The sequence below is a fragment of the Arenibacter antarcticus genome (genome assembly GCF_041320605.1).
Lineage (GTDB): Bacteria > Bacteroidota > Bacteroidia > Flavobacteriales > Flavobacteriaceae > Arenibacter > Arenibacter antarcticus.
The window spans coordinates 3,973,012-3,988,915 of sequence record NZ_CP166679.1 but is presented as its reverse complement, the minus strand read 5'-3'; the positions used below and the strand labels follow the sequence as shown (position 1 = coordinate 3,988,915).

Here is a 15,904-nt window from a genome sequence, read left to right as displayed (position 1 = left end):
TGTGACACGTCCATTTTTCATAAACCTTTTAACGTTTCAAGATAACGAAATAAATAATACTGCTGGTTTCTAATTAGGGTAATTAAGAATTAAGACCACAGTTCTTTTAATCTAGACCATAAATTGTTTTTATCGTTTTCTTTGGGTTTAGTGCTACTGCCTTTGTTATTTTCATGGGGTAGTGGACTCTGTGTATCCTGCTCGGGCTTTGCTACATTGCCTGTATCTTTTTCTTCAATTTCTGATGCTGCGATTGGTTCTGGTCCAAGTCTTTCTTCTCCTGTTGCTTCAGATGGATCTTCAATCTTGGTCAGTCCTTTAAATTCAAAAGTTATCGGTTTAATTTTACCGGTTTCTAGAAACTCAATTTGGTATTCTCCTTTTGCCTCGTTTACCGCTATTACCTTGCCTTGATTCCAAATTTGATGGTTGACAATATCCCCAACCTCAAATTTCTTCTGAATTAATTGTCGAGTTGCATCTAGTCTTAGTTGTTCCTTGGCTGCCTTAATGATCTCTTGGCTCAACTCTCCTTTGCTAACATAATAGTTGTCGCTTATTTCAAATAGAAACCGGGATGGATATTTACTTGTTCCAGAACTAAAATTATAACCCTCGGATTCGGTCATATAAAATGCCTTTTCAGCTCTTGTTATGGCAACATACGTCAATCTTCTTTCTTCTTCAATTGCCTTTGCCCGCCTTTCTTTAATAGACATGGCACTTGGCAAGACTCCTTCCGTAAAACCACAGAGAAAAACGTAAGGAAACTCCAATCCCTTAGAGGTGTGGATGGTCATTAATTTAACTCTATCATTTCTATCATCATCAATATCCATATCGGTATAAAGAGCTATCTCTTGAAGATATTCCATAAGGTTTATGGGCTCATCATCCTGAGTTTCCAATAAAATAATGGAGTTCTGAAGTTCTTTAATATTGTCTAGCCGGTCCGTATCCCCATCGCTCCTGTAATAGGCAGTAAGACCACTTTCGTCCATTATTGCCTTTACCAGATCAGATATAATATAAGCTGTTTTTGCTTTTTTATATTTTTCTATAAGGTCAACAAACGCTATAGCCCCTTTACGATTGATTTCTTTTTGAGATAGGTTATCCTTTAATGCCGTATAAAGCGAAGTGTCTTCTTTTTCAGCAATTTTGGCCACATTTTCAATGAATTTTTTACCCAAACCTCTGCTTGGGGTATTAACTACTCTAAGAAAAGAAAAATCGTCTTCAAATTCGATCAACCGTAAATAAGCCAAAACATCTTTGATTTCTTTACGTTCAAAAAACCGTATCCCACCAAAAACAGAATAAGGAATATTCTCCCGTATTAATGATTGCTCGATACTGCGTGAAACATGATTGGCCCTATATAGAATGGCAAAGTCGGAATACGTATCGTTTTCCTCAGCTACAAGCCTTTTAATTTCATTGGCGACCCATAATCCTTCTTCATAATCATTCTGACCATGAAAATGAACCACATCCACTCCTTCCGCGTTTTGAGTAAACATATCCTTATCTACGCGGATCTTGTTATTTTTTATAATATGGTTTCCAAGACTTAAAATATTGGGCGTTGAACGATAATTTTGATTCATTATAATGGTCTTCGAATCAGGAAACTGCGTATCAAAATCGACCAAAATTTCAGGCTTAGCACCTCGCCATTCATAAATGGTTTGGTCTGGATCACCAACCACAAATAGGTTCTTATGGTATTGAGAAAGCATCTCAATTAGCATAAATTGTTTTTGTGAACTATCCTGAGTTTCGTCAACCTGAATATAGTGCAGCCTTTTCTGCCATTTTTCCAGGACGTCCAGGTTGTTTAAAAATATGTAAAGCGCAAAATTTAATAGGTCGTCAAAGTCAAGAGCAAAATTCCGTTGTTGTTTTTCTAAGTATCGAATAAATACTTTTTCAATTTCATTATCGGTTTCTTTTTTCTTTGATTCAAGGATATATTGCAAGTATTCCTGCGAGGATTTTTGCTTGCTTATATAACGTAATACTTGTTTAAAAGTGAGGATTTTGGAAGTTAAACCTAGTTCAATATAAACTTGTCGAAGAACAGTCTTTTGGTCTTCAACATCCATAATGATAAAGTTTTTTGGGTACGCTATTTTATTGATATCTTCTCTTAAAACACGAACACAAAATCCGTGATAAGTGGTAATATAACTCAAGTCAGAATTCACGCCAACCAACCTTTTTACTCGTTTTCGCATTTCTTGTGCGGCCTTATTGGTAAAGGTTACACAAAGTATATTAGAGGTGTTGATTCCCAATGCTTCAACAATGTAGGCGTATCTTTGAGTTAGCGCTTTTGTTTTTCCTGAACCTGCACCAGCAATCACTCTAACATAACCTTCGGTTTCTGTTACAGCCTCCAACTGTTGTGGATTCAAATTTTCTTTTAGTCTTTCAATGCCATTCATTCAGCATGCAGTTTTAACATATTTATGTCCAATAAGACAAGTACCGTAGGGCAATCCCATGTGGCATTGGACGGAAACCACCGATAACATTGGGGCGCCCGCATGAACGGAACGGACAGACAAGTGTCGGAGTATTCAAATCTCACTTAGTAAGTAAAGATAGGACTATTCTAATCTAAGAAGGATGAATCGGCACCTCCATCCAAATATCCATTTACAACAAGGCCTCCATCCTGTCATCATTAAAATCAGGTCCTATTGTCAATTGGTCTCCACGTAATTCTTGAAATTCTCTAATATAGCTTGCCAACAAGCTCTTTGCTGTTCCTCAGAATTTGTTCTTTCTGCTTCAAAGGTTTCGGTTAGCAACACATTGTCTCCCTTCTGTAAGAAAGTAATACTCACAAAGCGGCCATCGGTCATATTATAGGAAATCAACTCTTTTCCCATAATCTCAATATAGGTTCCCGTAAAATCGAATCCCATACTACCATCCTTGGCTTCCATTCTCCAAACAAATGCTCCCCCTGGTCGTAAGTCATTGGTAGCAGAGGGACAGCACGAATCTTCCGAAGCGAAATTCCAATGGGTAATATGCTCGGGTTTTGTCCATAAGTCCCATACCTTTTCAATAGTACTATGAATTGTGGTATTCACAGTAATCGTCTGTTTGTTTGCCCTCATTTCGGTTTTTTTAAGGTCCTACGTCGATTTAGCCTAGTTAGTTCACGGAAAACATTCGCTGGGACGTAACTGCTGGAGTCCTAAGTTAAAAAATATGGTGGAGTTTTCCATAGAAAAACTACTTGAAATGAATTTTTTGGGGATTAGTTTTTCGCAGTTGTTATCTAATGATCAGAACATTTCACTCCCTTCACATTCCCATGCTAGCAGATGATTCGCGCTTGTGCCAACATTTTTTTAATAGCTTATTTTTAGTATTGAAATAGATTTATATTTGGCTCCATGATATAATACTAAATTCATCCTGTTTAATTTTACATATCCTTTAAGATCTCCAATAAACCAATGAAAAGAATAGTTTTGATAATTATGGTTTCTGCACTTTATTCATGTGGTGGTGCCAAATACAATTACTTTTTCGATACAGGAAGGCAATTGGATTTTAGCCATGGAAAATGGATATTGAACAGTACTAAATCTAATTCAAGAATATTCGATAACGAACTTTACGACACTTCCTTAAAAGGCTTTAAAAATATTCTGGGGGACTCCTTGGTAGAAATGAACGATTTAAGAAGTACGAACCTGATAGCTCCAAAAATTAAGTTCGAATTATCGGAAGCCGATTTAAATGAATTAAAAAGGAATACGGATTGTGATTATATTATCAATATTGGCGGAAATGTGATCAGTGACGGCTTAGGCACCTTATCATTTTCTGATCAAAATGAGAATTCAAGTAATAGGGCATCTGTTTCAATCTCCATATATGATTTAAATACCAAAACACTTATTTCCTCCTCACAAGTTTATGGGAAAATTGAAAATAGGGAATCTGTATTTCCAGAAGATAATAAACACTTGCCTTCCATAAATCCCAGTTCCCATATGATAATGTTAAAAGGCGCAGAAAAACTTATCCGAAAATATGGCAAGAACCAATTGATTTACAATAAATAGTCAGGCCATCCACAGACAGCTATCCCGTACATGTCCGTAGCCAAGCACCACCCTCGTGTTTTTACATAAAGGCCAACCGATATAGTAAACCCCTTACTTTATTAAGGGCAATCCTCTAAGTTCAGTATCCCTGACCGATAGATTATATTTTTAATACCTACAAACCAAAATATAATTGCCTTAAAACGCTGTATATCAGCTGCTAATTTCTTAACTTCTACTCTTAATCAATACAATCTATCCTATGAAAACTTCCAGTTTTTTATTCGTTGTCCTTTGTTTTTTGGTACTAAGTTGTGCAGAGAAAGAAAAGAAAATAGCTGAAGTCACTATCCCTGACCTCGTGGATCGCGAGCTGTTTTTTGGAAACCCCGATAAAATACAGGTGAGGATTAGCCCGGATGGTAAATACTTTAGTTACCGTGCTCCGGTTAACAATGTAATGAACATTTGGGTAGCCCCCATAGATAATCCAGAAGGTGCCCAGCCAATTACCCATGATACGTTACGCGGTATTCAAGGCTACCAATGGAGTTACAAATCGGGAAGTATCCTATATGCACAGGATAAGGGGGGAGATGAGAACTGGCACGTTCACCTAGTGGATGTGGAAAGTAAAACAGATACTGACCTTACGCCCCAGGAAGAGATTATAGGAGCAGATGGGAAACCACTTACAGATCGCAATACAGGACAGATAGTTCGTCCAAGGGCCGATATTATGCAAGTCTCTAGGGAAAAACCAGAAGAGATCTTAATCCAAATAAACAATTCGGACCCTTCCAATATGGATGTGTACAAAGTAGATTTAAATACTCATAAAATGAAATTGGTATTAAAAGATGAGGCCTTTCTACAGATTGTTGCAGATAATAATAACAATATCCGCCTAGCTACTCGTACTAATCCTGAAGGCGGACAGATCATTTATAAATTTAAGAAAGGATCTTGGGAGGAGTATTTTAGGGTACCACAGGAGGATATGCTTTCTTTTGGTTTCTTTGGATTCGACAAGAATAATGAGAATGCCTATATGATAGATAGTAGGGGCAGGGACAAGGCGGCCCTATACGCCTTAAATTTATCCACTGATGAAAAAAAGATAATAGCAGAAAATGAAAAATCGGATATAGCTGATCTATTAATACACCCAACCAATTATGAAGTAGAGGCCTATGCCACAGATTATTTACGCAAAGACTGGATTCCGTTAACCGATGATGTGAAAGCAGATCTTGATTATCTTAAAGGTTTTAAAGAGGGTGAACTTAGTGTATATTTCCGTTCTACAGATGATAATACCTGGATCCTGTCCTATGATTCACCACAGGAATTCTTAAAGTATTATAAATACAACCGGGATGCAAAAAAAGCGGAACTTCTGGTTTCGGCCAAACAAGAATTTGACGATGTGGAGCTCGCAAATATGTATCCCGTTGAAATTGAGAGCAGGGACGGATTAAAATTGGTCTCTTATCTCACTATACCACGAGAGTTAGATGTGAACGGCCGAACTTCTAAACCAGCTCCAACAGTATTGCTCGTACATGGTGGACCATGGGGCCGCGATAATTATGGGTTTAATAGCCTTCACCAATGGCTGGCCAATAGGGGATATGTGGTATTGAGCACTAATTTCAGGGGCTCTACAGGTTTCGGAAAGCATTTTGTAAATATCGCTGCGGAAGAATGGGCAGGTAAGATGCATGATGACCTTATAGATGCCGTAAACTGGATGGTGGAAGAAAAGATTGCCGATAAGGAGAAGGTGGCTATTATGGGAGGTAGTTATGGAGGTTATGCCACTTTGGTGGGCCTTGCTTATACTCCTGATGTCTTTGCTTGCGGAGTCGATATTGTAGGTCCATCCAATCTAACCACATTGCTGAATACAATTCCTCCATATTGGAAATCTTTCCGGGATGTTTTTGTACACCATATTGGAAACCCAGATACCGAAGAAGGGGCGACCCTATTGGAAGAACGCTCTCCTTTGAACCGTGTAGATAGTATCGTGAAACCATTGCTGATAGGCCAGGGCGCGAATGATCCTAGAGTAAAACAAGCTGAGTCAGATCAGATCGTAAAAGCTATGAATGAGAAGCAAATTCCTGTAACCTATGTGCTCTATCCAGATGAAGGTCATGGCTTTGCAAGACCAGAAAATAATCTTTCATTTTTTGCCGTTTCTGAAGTATTCCTTGCACAGCACATTGGCGGGAGGTATCAGGAAATTGGTGACGATTTTAAAGGTAGTAGTATTCAGATTATCGATTCAGGCAATCTTAACGGTTTAAAAACTCCAGAAGGGAGATAATAATATTCAGTCATTAATAAAAATAGAATATTTTGCCCATTTGGTGGTGCGAGGGTCGTGCTTCTTGCGGTCCCCGTAAAGTGGACAGAAGCGTTAACAGCGAATTATTCTATTGTTTAAGATCTAAATACAGTAGTTTTTTTATAATGGAGGATTTCTATTTTTATCTGTGTTCAAGGCAAGTTTAGGGATAGATTTTGCATAGACGTCCTTTATGATCTGATGCAAATCGGGAATCACTGTTTTTGCAATTTTGGAATTGCTATTCAAAAGCACACAGATTCCTAGATCGGCTTCTGGGTAGACCGCAATTTCATTTCTATAACTGTTAACGCTTCCACCATGATGCCAAACGGTTTTTTCCGCCACACTGTCGTCTTCCAAAAAGGTGTGGATCCTCCATCCAAAAGCATAATAGGATTTTAAATGTCCTGGCCAACGTTGATAGTATTTGCTGCTGCCTTTTATTTCCACAAAAGGATTAAAAGTTTCTTTCAAAGCTGTTTTGTTCATCAACTCTGGATTATGGCCTAACAAAAATCGCATCCATTTGCCCATGTCCAATGCGCTGGCATTAATACCTCCGGCTGCAATAGCATTGTAATAATGGTCATTAAGAGGTATGGTTTTCCACCCATTTCGTCTTTGTGAATGTGGCATAGCTACATTATCCTCATGTGACAGAGCTTCATAATCCATGGTGGTGCTCGACATCCCCAAGGGCTTAAAAAATCTATTGGTAAGGCTAGTGCTGATATCTTGTCCAGTAGCTTGTTGCACCATTACCCCACAAAGGGCAAACATGGCATTTTGATAGCTATACATAATTCCGGGCTTACTAATGGGAACCACGTTTTTAAAACGTTCTGCAATAGTTGTTAACGGTAATCCAGCCTCAATAAGATTGGTATAGCTATGGTAGGGAGTCCCTGAAGTGTGTGATAGAATATTGGCAAGGGTAATATTATCTGTATTGCTTTTGTCCCCCAACTGAAACCCTGGAATAAAATCGCTTACCTTATCCTCCCAATGTAATTTACCTTCACTTTTTAAATTGGCTGCCAATACCCCGGCAAATCCTTTGGATAGGGAACCGAGCCTAAATACCGTTTCTCCATCCACGCTGTTTTTTTGGTTGATATCCCGTTTACCAAAGCCATCCGAAATTACAATAGAATCACCTTTTACAATACTTACCCCTGCACCTACAATATCGCCTGAGGCAATCGCCTCCTCAAAATAAGCCTTTAGGGCAACCTTTAAATCGTGCTGATGCATTTTATATAATTGAGCCTCGTAGGGATCAACCAGCGATTTTTCTATTTTAACAGTTAAATCCGAGGTATTGGATTCCATATTAGTTACAGTTGAAAAACCAATTAAGGAATAGACAAGAAGGGTAAAGAATAAAAGGCAGGCTCCTATTAATATTTTATTTCGCTGCATCTAGATATTGGGGTTAAGTAAGAAAAAAATTAAGTGAATATAGGTTAATCTACTTCAATAACGGATGAAAAGTAATAATCTTATATTTATTGTAATTTTTGTGTTTTTTAAGATAATGGGATACTACCAATTGCTTCTTTGAAATGCTCCAATTCTTTATTTGATGTTATTAATTGTATTTGGAAAATTTTCAATTTGTGTTTACATTGTAATCAGCAATAGTCCTTTAAAGTAATCTTCACCCAATTTATCCTAGGCTAAAATGGGTGAGTACACTATAAAATAACAGCTATTAATAGACCACACATACTGTTTTTAGCCACTATCCTTAAGCCATGGGTCAACGAAAACTTTTAATCACTCTTTGTATAATGTTCCATCTAGGATTATTTCCAGTTTTAAGTTTTGGGCAGCAAGTAAAAGATGTGCCCGAAGCTTTTAAAGCTCTTAGTTCCAATCCTGAAATTATTTCGGTGAGGAACAAAATAAACGTTCCCAGCAAGAGAGGTCATTTTCAAGGAGCGCAGGTTATTCAGCATAATGGAACTGAAAAGCTTCTTGTATCTGGAAGCTCATTTTCGCAAGCCTATATTTTACAAATAGACCTGACCACAATGGAGACAGATACGCTTATTCCATTAATGAAAACTCCGTATAGACATGCTGGTGGATTCCAAGTCAGTAATGGCTATTTAGCTGTTGGAATTGAAGATAATTTCATCAAAACCTCGTCAAAGGTTTGCTTATATAATTTCAGCAATAATAATCTGTATAATACTCAGCCAACAATTACTGTTGATAGGCATGGCAAGCCCGAACAGCAAACTGCTGGAGCTGTTGGGTTACTGGCACTGGATAATCAGTATCTGATGGTAGTTGCTAATTGGGATTCCCGTAATTGGGACTTTTACCATATTGATCCCAAAAATAAGGTGCAAAAAAAGCTTGGAAGCTTTTCAGCTCTTTTAAACTGGGCATCCTATCAATCTATTAATCTAATTCGGGATGAAGAGGCCATTTACGCTATAGGGTTCTACAACGGTGATGATAATGTGGGTTATGCCGATTTAATTCTGGTAAGTGAGACGGAATCCTTTTTTCCTATTATGGATAAGATGCTTACCAAGTCTTTTAATGGTAAAAAGAAGGTCGATTTTGGTACTGCAACCGGTTTACAAGTAGATGAAGAAGGGAATTTACATATTTGGGCAATACAGAGTTACCCACTTAAAGAAATGGTCATCAACAAGTTTTCCCAGCAATTATAATTTAACCGCACAATTCTGTGCCGCTGATTTATAAATAGCCTCCAATACGGTAATATCTCGAAGTCCTTCCTCACCGGGCACAATCAAATCCGTTTTATTAAAAATTGCCAGGGCATCCTCATCCATCTGCTTGGCCTGTTGGTTTTGGATTGAGAAATTTATTAACGTTCCATCAGACATACTTCCCTTGTTGCCGTTATAACTGGAATGAGGTTCCATTTTTAGCCATCCTTTTTCGTAAGTGATATGTAAATGGTTCATATTGATGCCGAAACTGGTATGACATGCCGCTAAGGCACCACTGGGAAATTCCAGTTGAAACATCATGGTCTCCTCTACTTCGTGATATATTTTGGGTCGGGTAGTAGAAGCTTGTGCCAATACGGAAATTGGTTCCTCTCTAGTAGCTAAACGGGCACCTTGCAGGGCATAGACGCCCATATCGCCCATTGCACCCCCGCCCAATTTTTTGCTTTGTTTCCAATGATCCGAGCGCCCATCAAAATATCCCGCAGCCGAGCTTATCATTTTAGCCTTCCCAAATGGTCGCTCTTTGCCTACCTTCATATAGGCTTGTATATTGGGATCGTGCTGACAACGGTAACCAATGGCCAATTTCACCATATTATCCTTACAAGCCTTAATCATGGCCTCACAATCAGCTACTGATGGGGCCATAGGTTTTTCACACCATACGTGTTTTCCCGCTTTGGCTGCCCTGATGGTATATTCTGCATGCATGGAAGGAGGTAGCACTACATAAACTACATCAATATCCGGGTTATTAGCTATACTATCAAAATTCTTGTAATCATAAATATTCTTGTCCTTTATCCCATATTTGGTCTTCCATGCGGGAATTTTTTCAGGACTTCCCGTAACTATCCCTCTTAATTCACAATTCGACGTCAATTTAAGGGCAGGGGCAAGGAGGTCGGTACTATAATATCCTAACCCTACCAAGGCAATACCAAGCTTCTCTTTTGATGCTCTGGTTGCAGATAACAATACATTTGGGGAAAACGCCGCAGTGGCAGCGATTATTCCCGTGTTTTGGATAAAAATGCGTCTTTTATTTTTCATAGTCCAAATTTGTGTGTATAAATTACAACAAGAAATCCAATAAATCAATTTTGAGTTAAAATGTTAAACCCTGTTTGGAACTCCTTGAGAGTAAGAGTGTTGTCGTTAGCGATATATTTAGGGAAATAAAATTTATTCTTAACTCGGAATCATTAAAGGTGTGCTATAGAAATCGGTCAAGTACCTATATAGGTTCTTAGCTTATTCTTTGTAAAACTATATTTGGTTATCCCATTAAAGTGTATTTTACGGGTATAAAAAAAGCTGCTAAATAGCAGCTTTTTAATGATTATTTGGAATATGAGTTATTCTATAATTCCAGCACAACTTACTCTTCCACCTGCATCTCCAGTAGGTTGTGTAACAAAATCATCTACTCCTTGGTGAACGATCACCGCTTTGCCCAAAAGATTTTTGGTTTCGTCATCGCAGCCTAAACACCATTCGTCAGTAGAAAACTCTACAGTAGCATTACCGTCGGCATCGGCTGTGAAGTTACCGATATCGCCACGGTGATAACCTTCTTCAGCACCCCATTTACCGTGTTGTGCAAATGTAGGGTTCCAATGTCCGCCAGTAGATTTACCATCTGCAGAGGAACAATCTGCCTTTTCATGTATATGAATGGCGTGCTCACCTGGTGTTAATCCCGTAAGAGTAGCTGTCATGCTTACAGTTCCGTTTTCTTCGGTAAAACTCACATCTCCCTTCACATTACTGTCACTTTTAGGTTCCAATGAGAATTTAAGGGTCTTCACCTCTTTATTTTCTGTCATTTCTTTGGCAGTAGCCTCAATTTCATCCATTGCTTCCTTGCTTTCCTTTTTCACTTCCTTACAACCGTAAGTTGCAATAAATAGAAGGCTCAAGGATAATAATTGTATTTTTTTCATGTGTCCTAATTTTAAAATTTGTTTTGAAGGATTAAAGTTAAGGATATTTTTAAGGGGTATCAACCATAAATCAAATTGATTTTAACACAATCCATTAAAGCCTCATATTTTTAAACAATTTTGGTGTTAATTATGATTTTATTGTGCAAGGTGCGGTGAACAGGGCATTTATCAGCAATTTCCAATATTTTTGAAATCTGCTCTTCATCCAAGTTTCCTGTAAGCTTTATTTCCCTTTCAAAAGTATCTATCTTGGATTGGGGTGATTCGCAATTTTCACAGTCACTAGCGTGAACTTTTTGATACGTAATGTGCACTTCCACGTTTTCCAAGGGCCATTTTTTTCTTTTTGCGTACATCTGTATGGTCATCGCGGTACATGCCGATAGTCCCGCTGAAACAAATTCGTAGGGAGAAGGCCCAAAGTCGTTCCCCCCAAAGGAAACGGGTTCGTCTGCGGTAATATAATGGTTGCCCATTTTCATTTCGGTAGTAAATCCATCGTCCTTATCTAAGCTGGCCACTACCTGATGTTTGGTGTCCAATGTTTCAATTTTGGAGATATCCAAATACCGTTTTACCCATGATGCAATAAGATTTCCAGCATAGATTCCATCTTCAGATCTGCTTAGTAAATGGTCTGCCCCATCTAAAGTGACAAAGCTTTTTGGGTGATGGGCCTCAAGGTAGATTTCCTCTGCATTGTTAACCCCAACAACTCCATCTTGGGGAGAATGAAGTATCAACAACGCTTTTCTATTGTTTTTAAGAGTTTCCTTTAGGGATTTCGATTGTAAATCGAGTAAAAATTGATTTTTAATGGTAAAACTTCGCCCGCCAATATTTACTTCTGCAAGACCATCTTCCTTAATGGCTTCCAGTTTATTTTTAAAAATATGTGTTACATGTTTAGGGTCTGATGGCGCGCCAATGGTTGCAATAGCCTTAACGGAATCTATTTCTTTGGATGCCAGGATCGCAGCCGCTCCACCTAGTGAATGTCCTATGATTAAGGAGGGGGCAGCGTAATTATCCTTAAGATATTTGGCGGCTTCCACGAGGTCTTCTACATTACCTGAGAAGTTGGAATCTGCAAATTCCCCTTCACTTTCCCCTAAGCCACTAAAATTGAACCGCAACACCCCAAAACCGTTTGAGGTTAAAGCCCTACTAATATTTCGGACGGCGGAAAAGTTTTTATTACAAGTGAAACAATGGGCGAATAATACAAAATTGTGGGGATGTCGGTTGGCAGGCAATGCTAGTCGCCCTACCAAAGTATCTCCCTTTGCATTGGAAAACGTAATTTTTTGAAGGTTCATTGGTTTACTTTTTTTTAAAGATACCCCTTAAGTCGGGATTATAGTTGACACCTATCACCAGCCGTTCATAATTGATTTGGGAAAAGTGGGTTTTTAAAAATCCGGCCTCCACGCTCAAATTATGGGTGACATTGACACCAAGTCCTGCATAAAGTCGGTTTTGATCAAAAATATCATCCTGTAGGTTTAGCAGTACTTCTTCGGAGAGGTTGATAAAGAAAATATCGGTCAGGGGGAAAGTCACCTGTAAGCGATATCTTCCCCGATGTTGAACGTCGGTACGATTCCCAAAATCTAAAAATCGCTGTTCCAGACCATATCTATGTTCCATATCTATTTCCCAAATTCGGTTCTTAAGGGTAAATTGTTCAAAAACACGATGCTCATTTACCTTGATTTCACCAGGGAATTCGTCAAAAGTTTCATCGGTCCTGAGGTAAGCATATCCTACAGTAAAGTGGGCGTTTTCAACAAAGTGGTAATTCACTCCGGTGCGTAGGACCATCTCATTGAAATTTTCTGCCTGATCGTAAAAGCGAAGCTGAACCTCCGTTAACAGGCTTATTTTTTCAGAGATTATAGTATTGCCAATATAATTATGCCAAGAACCTAATTTATGATCTCCGGTTTCTTGTGCACTTAGATTAAAAACGTAAAAAAACAGGCACAACCCTAAAATTCTCCTCATACTTTATTTGATTTTTTGATTATCTATTTCTTACATAGATAAGTTTAAAACGCCCCTTGACATTTTCCCTTTGATCTATCTCAAAATTTTTGATAGATTTAATTAAAGGAGTTAGTTTTTGAAATCCGTAATTCCTAGAATCAAAGTTGGGTTGTTTCTTTTGTAAAAGACTACCCACATCCCCTAAAAATGCCCAGCCCTCTTCATCTGCCAAATCGGATATAGTAGAAGAGATCAGTTTTATTTCCTTCTGGGTAATCTTGTCCACATCAGATTTTTTATCTTTTTTGCGATCTGTACTTCCGGAATTACTTTCTTCGTTCTGATTCTTAAGAATTTCTATATAAATAAACTTGTCACAGGCAACTATAAAAGGGTTGGGTGTCTTTTTCTCCCCAATTCCTATCACATTCATGCCCGCTTCCCTCAGACGGGTCGCTAATCGTGTAAAATCGCTATCACTGGACACAATGCAGAAGCCGCCTACCTTGTTGGAGTAAAGTATATCCATTGCATCTATAATCATAGCTGAATCTGTTGCGTTCTTCCCCGTGGTATAAGCGTATTGCTGAATGGGTGTAATGGCGTTCTCCAGTAATAGGTTTTTCCATTTTGCTAATTTAGGATTGGTCCAATCCCCATAGATCCGTTTTATTGTAGGGTTGCCGTATTTTGCAATTTCCTCCATCATTTCCTTTACATAAGCAGATGGAATATTGTCGCCATCGATTAATACTGCAAGGTTAATTTCCATAATTTAAATGATTTTTAAGTTTCTCGATAAAGTTAATAAATGATAATGTGCCTCCAAGCTTTACTAGAAGATTTTTAGCCCATCAGGCTATACAGACACCTAATTTCAGAAGGGTGCACTATATTAAAATGAAAAAATATATTTTATTCTATTTTTGTCGATTTTACGAAGAAATTTTCATCAACCTCTATAGTTTTTATCGTTGTGTTAAAAGATTTAGTTTTCCATTCTCTCGTGGGAAATATCCATTCTTCCATAGTATCCATAACAATTTTCAATGGCATATCAAATCCATCGACTATATCAGTATATCTGAATCTGATTTTATTGTTATCCACATCATACTGTAACATCGGTATTTGTGTAGTGCGGAGATATTGATCAAAGAATGCGGTAAGATCAATACCCGAATGCTCGCTAATATAATTCTCAATTTGAGCTGTGGTTACTGTTTGATGGTAAAACTCTGTATTTAATCCCCTTAAAATAGACCGCCATTTCTCATCATCCTCCAAAAGCTGTCGTAAGGTATGCACCATATTGGCACCTTTGTAATACATGTCTCCAGAACCTTCCTTGTTTACATTATAAGTACCGATAATGGGTATGTCGTTTTTAATATTTGCCCTAGTCCCGATTACATATTCCGCGGCTGCCTTTTTTCCAAAATGATAGTCCAAATACAAACTTTCTGAATATCCCGTAAAACTCTCATGGATCCACATATCAGCTACATCCTTGTAAGTAATGTTATTGGCAAACCATTCGTGTCCAGATTCATGTACAAGGATAAAATCGAATTTTAAACCCCAACCTGTACCAGAAAGGTCCCTTCCCAAGTATCCGTTTTCAAATCCGTTTCCATAGGTTACCGAGCTTTGGTGTTCCATCCCCAAATACGGGACTTCAACCAACTTATAGCCATCCTTGTAAAAAGGGTAGGGGCCAAACCAATATTCAAAGGCCTCCATCATCATTGGGGCTTGTTGGAACTGTTTTTTTGCTTTTTCTAAATTCCCTTCAAGTACATAATAATCCATGCTCAATTCACCCTTCTCCCCATTGTAAGTTTCCCCAAAGTGCACATAGTCGCCAATGTTTGCATTTACCCCATAATTGTTTATGGGATTCTCCACAACCCAATGATAGGTGGTTGTCTCAGTGTGATTTTCTACCTTCTTCAACCTCCCATTAGAAATATCCATAAGACCCTTGGGTACGGTTACGCTAATAGCCATACTATCTACTTCATCGTACATATGATCCTTATTGGGCCACCATACACTGGCGCCTATACCTTGACAGGATGTCGCAACAAATGGCTTACCGTTAGCATCCTTTTTCCAAGAGAATCCACCATCCCATGGTGCATTGATAGCCTCTTTTGGATGCCCTGAATAATGAACAACAAGCTCATTGGTATCCCCTTTGCGTTGTTTTTTTTTTAGCTTGATAAAATGGGCGCTACCATTGGTCCTAACTTTTAAACGTTTGCCTTCCTGCAACACTTTTTCTATAACTAAGGGGGCTTGTAAGTCTATTTGAAGCTCTTGGGATTCGTTTAGAACAGTATACCGAATGATATTACTTCCCGAAATATATTTTTTATCTGGCTTAACCTCTATTTTAAGGTGATAAAAATCTACGTCCCACCAAGCGCGTTGTGGGGTTATACTACCTCGGAGCGTATCTTGTTCCGTAAAATCCTGATGCTGTCCGAAGGCGTTAAAAATAATACTGATAAGTATAATAGAGAATAGCTTGTTCATTCTAAAATTGATCATTATATGTGTTGATGCCGTTTAATGGTTATGTATTGTGATATACAACCGCCCATTGCGGCAAATTTATTATTTTATTTTGGTACCTAAACAATCAGGGCACTTCAGTTTAGGCTAAAGCCCGTTTTTGCGAGATAGCTTTACCACGGCTTAAAAGCCGTGGCAAGTGAAAGCCGAACCCAAAAAATGTATTGCCACGGTCTTTAGACCGTGGTTTCATGATCTGCAACATTAATGGGCTTTAGCCCAACCTTCGAT

General features: G+C 38.3%; 12 protein-coding genes. 3 read left to right on the top strand and 9 right to left on the bottom strand.

Annotation, left to right across the window (positions count from 1 at the left end; genetic code table 11):
* Window positions 1-89: 89 nt before the first annotated feature.
* On the bottom strand, window positions 90-2,450 hold the full coding sequence (locus KCTC52924_RS16400) for an ATP-dependent helicase (RefSeq protein WP_251805841.1): 2,361 nt from the start codon (window positions 2,448-2,450) through the stop codon (window positions 90-92).
* Between the two features lie 261 nt (window positions 2,451-2,711).
* Complete coding sequence (locus KCTC52924_RS16395) at window positions 2,712-3,134, bottom strand: SRPBCC family protein (protein WP_251805840.1); 423 nt, start codon at window positions 3,132-3,134, stop codon at window positions 2,712-2,714.
* A gap of 345 nt (window positions 3,135-3,479) precedes the next feature.
* Here KCTC52924_RS16395 and KCTC52924_RS16390 point away from each other — a divergent pair, with 345 nt between their 5' ends.
* Entirely contained in the window at window positions 3,480-4,094 is a 615-nt protein-coding gene (locus KCTC52924_RS16390) for a hypothetical protein (protein ID WP_251805839.1), read from the top strand.
* 244 nt (window positions 4,095-4,338) lie between these two features.
* The gene (locus tag KCTC52924_RS16385; protein ID WP_251805838.1) at window positions 4,339-6,411 is read left to right on the top strand and encodes a S9 family peptidase; all 2,073 of its coding nucleotides are present in this window, start codon (window positions 4,339-4,341) and stop codon (window positions 6,409-6,411) included.
* Between the two features lie 141 nt (window positions 6,412-6,552).
* On the opposite strand, the gene KCTC52924_RS16380 is transcribed toward KCTC52924_RS16385, so the two are convergent.
* Window positions 6,553-7,857, bottom strand: a complete 1,305-nt coding sequence (locus KCTC52924_RS16380) for a serine hydrolase (RefSeq protein ID WP_251805837.1) — start codon at window positions 7,855-7,857, stop codon at window positions 6,553-6,555.
* A 371-nt stretch (window positions 7,858-8,228) separates the two neighbouring features.
* On the opposite strand from KCTC52924_RS16380, the gene KCTC52924_RS16375 reads away from it, so the two are divergent.
* The gene (locus tag KCTC52924_RS16375; protein WP_251805836.1) at window positions 8,229-9,125 is read left to right on the top strand and encodes a hypothetical protein; all 897 of its coding nucleotides are present in this window, start codon (window positions 8,229-8,231) and stop codon (window positions 9,123-9,125) included.
* Here the strand turns inward: KCTC52924_RS16375 and KCTC52924_RS16370 are convergent.
* From KCTC52924_RS16370 to KCTC52924_RS16345, 6 genes are all read right to left on the bottom strand, one after another.
* Window positions 9,120-10,208 (bottom strand): Gfo/Idh/MocA family protein, encoded by a 1,089-nt coding sequence (locus KCTC52924_RS16370; RefSeq protein ID WP_251805835.1) that lies wholly within the window; start codon window positions 10,206-10,208, stop codon window positions 9,120-9,122. The two genes, KCTC52924_RS16375 and KCTC52924_RS16370, sit on opposite strands and share 6 nt — an antisense overlap.
* Before the next feature lie 305 nt (window positions 10,209-10,513).
* Window positions 10,514-11,101: a superoxide dismutase family protein gene (locus tag KCTC52924_RS16365; protein ID WP_251805834.1), complete on the bottom strand. Its 588-nt coding sequence runs from the start codon at window positions 11,099-11,101 to the stop codon at window positions 10,514-10,516.
* A gap of 110 nt (window positions 11,102-11,211) precedes the next feature.
* Entirely contained in the window at window positions 11,212-12,423 is a 1,212-nt protein-coding gene (locus KCTC52924_RS16360) for a bifunctional alpha/beta hydrolase/OsmC family protein (protein WP_251805833.1), read from the bottom strand.
* A gap of 4 nt (window positions 12,424-12,427) precedes the next feature.
* Entirely contained in the window at window positions 12,428-13,111 is a 684-nt protein-coding gene (locus tag KCTC52924_RS16355; protein ID WP_251805832.1) for a DUF2490 domain-containing protein, read from the bottom strand.
* Between the two features lie 19 nt (window positions 13,112-13,130).
* Entirely contained in the window at window positions 13,131-13,865 is a 735-nt protein-coding gene (locus KCTC52924_RS16350) for an NYN domain-containing protein (protein WP_251805831.1), read from the bottom strand.
* A gap of 143 nt (window positions 13,866-14,008) precedes the next feature.
* Window positions 14,009-15,634 carry a M1 family metallopeptidase gene (locus tag KCTC52924_RS16345; RefSeq protein ID WP_251805830.1) on the bottom strand — a complete coding sequence of 542 codons (1,626 nt, stop codon included), beginning with the start codon at window positions 15,632-15,634 and terminating at the stop codon, window positions 14,009-14,011.
* Between the last annotated feature and the right edge of the window lie 270 nt (window positions 15,635-15,904).

Excerpts from the sequence above, each read along its gene's own strand:
- KCTC52924_RS16400 (WP_251805841.1), bottom strand. The coding sequence starts at position 2,450 with ATGAATGGCATTGAAAGACTAAAAGAAAATTTGAATCCACAACAGTTG.
- KCTC52924_RS16395 (WP_251805840.1), bottom strand. The coding sequence starts at position 3,134 with ATGAGGGCAAACAAACAGACGATTACTGTGAATACCACAATTCATAGT.
- KCTC52924_RS16390 (WP_251805839.1), top strand. The coding sequence starts at position 3,480 with ATGAAAAGAATAGTTTTGATAATTATGGTTTCTGCACTTTATTCATGT.
- KCTC52924_RS16385 (WP_251805838.1), top strand. The coding sequence starts at position 4,339 with ATGAAAACTTCCAGTTTTTTATTCGTTGTCCTTTGTTTTTTGGTACTA.
- KCTC52924_RS16380 (WP_251805837.1), bottom strand. The coding sequence starts at position 7,857 with ATGCAGCGAAATAAAATATTAATAGGAGCCTGCCTTTTATTCTTTACC.
- KCTC52924_RS16375 (WP_251805836.1), top strand. The coding sequence starts at position 8,229 with ATGTTCCATCTAGGATTATTTCCAGTTTTAAGTTTTGGGCAGCAAGTA.
- KCTC52924_RS16370 (WP_251805835.1), bottom strand. The coding sequence starts at position 10,208 with ATGAAAAATAAAAGACGCATTTTTATCCAAAACACGGGAATAATCGCT.
- KCTC52924_RS16365 (WP_251805834.1), bottom strand. The coding sequence starts at position 11,101 with ATGAAAAAAATACAATTATTATCCTTGAGCCTTCTATTTATTGCAACT.
- KCTC52924_RS16360 (WP_251805833.1), bottom strand. The coding sequence starts at position 12,423 with ATGAACCTTCAAAAAATTACGTTTTCCAATGCAAAGGGAGATACTTTG.
- KCTC52924_RS16355 (WP_251805832.1), bottom strand. The coding sequence starts at position 13,111 with ATGAGGAGAATTTTAGGGTTGTGCCTGTTTTTTTACGTTTTTAATCTA.
- KCTC52924_RS16350 (WP_251805831.1), bottom strand. The coding sequence starts at position 13,865 with ATGGAAATTAACCTTGCAGTATTAATCGATGGCGACAATATTCCATCT.
- KCTC52924_RS16345 (WP_251805830.1), bottom strand. The coding sequence starts at position 15,634 with ATGAACAAGCTATTCTCTATTATACTTATCAGTATTATTTTTAACGCC.